The organism is Ramlibacter sp. (assembly GCF_035554825.1).
Taxonomy (GTDB): domain Bacteria; phylum Pseudomonadota; class Gammaproteobacteria; order Burkholderiales; family Burkholderiaceae_C; genus Ramlibacter.
On sequence record NZ_DATMHS010000074.1, the window covers coordinates 1 to 3,575 of the forward strand.

Sequence of the window (3,575 nt, forward strand, 5' to 3'; positions counted from 1 at the left end):
TGGCGCAGGCGATGCGCTCGGTGGCGGGCGACGACAACGCGCACGACGACGTGCTGCCGGCGATGACGGCGGAAGACTTCGGCTTCATGCTGGAACAGGTGCCCGGCGCCTACGGCTTCATCGGCAATGGCGCCGGCGGCCGGCCGGGCATCAACCTGCACAACGCCGGCTACGATTTCAACGACGACATCCTCGGCCTGGGCGCGAGCTTCTGGGACCGGCTGGCGCGTCAGTGGTTCGAACAACAGCAACGAACGGAACAGGAACTGCGCTCATGACATCTCGCCGAACCGCCCTCGCACTGGGCCTGGGCTCGCTGGCGGCCGCCGCCGTACCGCTGGCCGCGCGCGCCCAGTCCGCCTGGCCGAGCCGGCCGGTGAAGATCGTCGTGCCCTACCCGCCGGGCGGCGTCAACGACGTGGTGGCCCGCATGCTCGCCGAACGGCTGCGTCCGCTGCTCGGCCAGCCGGTCCTGGTGGACAACCGCGCGGGCGCCGGCGGCACGATCGGCATGGACGCCGTCGCCAAGTCGAACGACGGGCACACGCTGGCCTTCGCCGCCATCAGCCCGCTGACGCTGAACCCGCACGTCATGAAGGTGCAGTACGACCCGATGAAGGACTTCGTGCCGGTCGCGTCGGTGATGTATTCGCCGGTGTACGTGCTGGCGACGGCGCGCTTCAAGGGCAGGAGCTTCGAAGACGCGATCGCCGCGGCCAGGGCCCAGCCGGGCAAGGTGAGCATCGCGAGTTCGGGCTATGGCACGCTCGGCCACATCATGATCGAGCAGATCCGCCGCAAGTCGGGCGCCGATCTCACGCACGTCCCGTACAAGGGCGGCAGCCAGCTGATCACCGACGCCGCCGGGGCGCAGTTCGACCTGCTCGTCGCCAACCCGTTCGGCCCGATCAACAGCCTGATCGAGGAAGGCAAGCTGCGGGTGCTGGCCGTGACCGGACCGCGCCGCCTGGCCCACCTGCCGCAGGTGCCGACGCTGGCGGAGCTGGGCCATCCGGAGGCCAACCTCACTTCGCTCTTCGGCTTCTACGCGCCGGCGGCGACGCCGCCCGAGGTGGTACGGCGCCTGAACGCCGACGTCAACCGGGTGCTCGCCGACAAGGATGTGCAGGACCAGTTGCGCAAGCTCGACAACGTCGTGAGCACCGGCACGCCGCAGCAGTTCACGGCGGTGATCGAGAAGGACCACGCCGCCAACGCGCGCATCATCAAGGAAGCCAACATCAAGGCGGAGTGAGGCCGCCCGCGGCCGGCCATGCGCCGGCGCGGCGCTGAACCAGAGCGCCCGCGCCTCGGCCTCGGACCTCGCGACCGCGCGGCTACGCTACGCCCTGGCGGGCAGCCCGCCACGCCGCCAGCACGGCCTGCTCGCGCTCGGGCGCGAGGCCGGCGCGCACCGCCGCCCGGCGCGGCGCCGGCAGCGCATCGAACCAGGCGAGCGTGTCGCGGACGGTCTGCACCAGCGGCCGGAAGCCGAGTCCGGCCGCCAGCGCGCGGCCGATGTCGGCCCGCATCATGCCGGCCGCATCGCCGTCGCCCGGCATCCAGGCCGGCAGGTCGGACCAGGGCGCGACCTGCTGCGCCGCCAGGAACGACGCCGGAATCCAGGTGAAGGTCGCCGCGGCGTCGAGCGCGCCGCGGATGGTCTCCAGCAAGGCGGCGAAGGCCAGCGGCTGGGCCGGGCCGGCGGCGTTGAACACGCCGGTCGTGCCCTGTTCGGCGAGACGGATGGTCCACTCCGCCAGGTCCCGGGCATCGATCACCTGCACCGGGTCCCGCCCGGTGCCCGGGGCCAGCACCTCGCCGCCGCGGCGCACCCGCAGGAGCCAGGAGGTGAAACGGTCGCTCGCATCGCCCGGACCCACGATCAGCCCGGGGCGCACGATCGCCGCCCGCCCCGGGAACTGCCGCAGGATTTCGTGCTCGGAACAGGCCTTGAGCGGGCCGTACAGGCGAAACCCCGACGCCCGCACCGAGTCGATGGTCTCCGCGTACCGGTCGAGCCCCAGGTACGGCAGCAGCGGCGCGTCCTCGGTCACCGGCAGGCGCATGTCGGCATACACCGAGATGGTCGAGATGAAGATGAACCGGTCGACGCTGCCGGCCAGCTGCTGCGCGGCATCGCGCGCCCAGGCGGGCAGCGTCGTCGGGTTGTCGATGCAGACGTCCCACCTGCGCCCCTGCAACGCGCGCAGTTCGCCCGCGGCGCGATCGCCGTGCAGGACCTCGACCCCGGCCAGGTCGGCGGGCAGGAGGGTGCGGCCGCGGTTGAAGAGCGTGACCGAATGGCCGCGCGCGAGGGCGTAGCGGATCTGGTGCGGGCCGGTCAGGCCGGCGCCGCCGAGAATGAGGATGCGCATCGGAAACTCCAGGCGCGCTCGCCCGCAGGCACGCGCGGCGCGTCGTGCGACAGGGCGTGGGCGGCGCTCGTCATCCCCGGATCATCGCTCAAGCGCGCCGGCGCCCCCGGCACGGCACGCCTCGCGGCTTCAGTCCGCGGCGACGTCGTGGTAGCGCTGGACCTGGCACTCGTAGGACGCCTCGCTCGCCGCGCACGCGGACGCGGCGTCGCGGCCGCGGGGCACGCCGGCGCAGCCGGCCAGCGCCAGCAGCAGCAGAACAGAGAATGCCTGGCTCGTGCTCATTGCCTGGACGGGCCAGCCCGCTCCGAGCGCAGCTGCGCCTGCAGGAAGTCGACCACGCGCTCGAACGGGTCGAAGCCGAACGCCGCGGCCACCGAGGGGCGGAGGTTGGAGTTGGCATTGATGTCGTAGAACACGCGGCGGCCGTCCGGCGTTTCCAGGTATTCGATGCCGCCGACGTCGAGCCGCGCGGCCTGGACGATGCGGCGGGCCGCCTCGACCGCCGCTCGCGGCACCTCGGGATAGGGATGGAACTCCACGGGCGGCGCCGGCGCCGCCTCGGCCGCGGGCAGTTCGCACAGGCCGCTGCCGTCGTCCGGATTGCATACCGGCGAGGGACACAGGTTGAAGCGACCGTGGGTCTGGACCCGCATGGCGTACAGCAGTTCGCCGCCCAGGAACTCGAGCCGCACGATCCCCTGCTCGGGGTCGTGCGGCAGGTATTCCTGCAGCAGGAAGAGGTTGTCGGGCAGCCATACCGACGGGTCGCGCCGGAAGATCGCCTCGACCTGCTCCACCGACTCCACGACCTGGATGCGCGCGCCGCTGCCACCCTGGTCGGGCTTGAGCAGGGCCGGCCAGGCGATGCGGTCGGCGTACCCGCGCAGCGCGCCGGGATCGTTGAACGTGATCGACCGCGGCGTGTCGATGCCCAGCGTCTGCAGCAGGGTCGCCTGCACGCTCTTGCTGAGCTCCAGCGCGAACACATCCGCGCCGTTGAGCACGCGGGCGCCGGAGCGCTCGAGCATGCGCATGTAGGCCAGCGCCAGCGGCACCGCGCGCGTGTTGCCCCGCACGTAGGCGCTGGGGCTCGCCTGGTTGAAGTAGAGGCGGGCCCGGGGCGCTTCGGTGTTGCTGAAGGCGGCCCGGGTCACGTCGAACGGCTCGAACCGCAGGCCGCGGCGCTCGAGGGCG

5 protein-coding genes are annotated in these 3,575 nt (G+C 72.4%); 2 read left to right on the forward strand and 3 right to left on the reverse strand.

Going from position 1 to position 3,575, the window contains the following annotated elements:
* On the forward strand, window positions 1-278 hold a 278-nt coding region (locus VNT59_RS08995; protein WP_325497993.1), incomplete at its 5' end, for a M20/M25/M40 family metallo-hydrolase.
* Window positions 275-1,255, forward strand: a complete 981-nt coding sequence (locus VNT59_RS09000; protein ID WP_325497994.1) for a tripartite tricarboxylate transporter substrate binding protein — start codon at window positions 275-277, stop codon at window positions 1,253-1,255. The genes VNT59_RS08995 and VNT59_RS09000, both read left to right, overlap by 4 nt.
* Window positions 1,256-1,337: 82 nt before the next feature.
* On the opposite strand, the gene VNT59_RS09005 is transcribed toward VNT59_RS09000, so the two are convergent.
* From VNT59_RS09005 to VNT59_RS09015, 3 genes are all read right to left on the reverse strand, one after another.
* Window positions 1,338-2,378, reverse strand: a complete 1,041-nt coding sequence (locus VNT59_RS09005; protein ID WP_325497995.1) for an NAD-dependent epimerase/dehydratase family protein — start codon at window positions 2,376-2,378, stop codon at window positions 1,338-1,340.
* A 129-nt stretch (window positions 2,379-2,507) separates the two neighbouring features.
* Window positions 2,508-2,663, reverse strand: coding sequence for a hypothetical protein (locus tag VNT59_RS09010; protein WP_325497996.1), 156 nt, complete (start codon window positions 2,661-2,663; stop codon window positions 2,508-2,510).
* On the reverse strand, window positions 2,660-3,575 hold a 916-nt coding region (locus tag VNT59_RS09015; RefSeq protein ID WP_325497997.1), incomplete at its 5' end, for a hypothetical protein. The genes VNT59_RS09010 and VNT59_RS09015, both read right to left, overlap by 4 nt.

Bases quoted from the DNA above. Each gene is read 5' to 3' on its own strand.
- VNT59_RS09000 (WP_325497994.1), top strand. From the start codon at position 275: ATGACATCTCGCCGAACCGCCCTCGCACTGGGCCTGGGCTCGCTGGCG.
- VNT59_RS09005 (WP_325497995.1), bottom strand. From the start codon at position 2,378: ATGCGCATCCTCATTCTCGGCGGCGCCGGCCTGACCGGCCCGCACCAG.
- VNT59_RS09010 (WP_325497996.1), bottom strand. From the start codon at position 2,663: ATGAGCACGAGCCAGGCATTCTCTGTTCTGCTGCTGCTGGCGCTGGCC.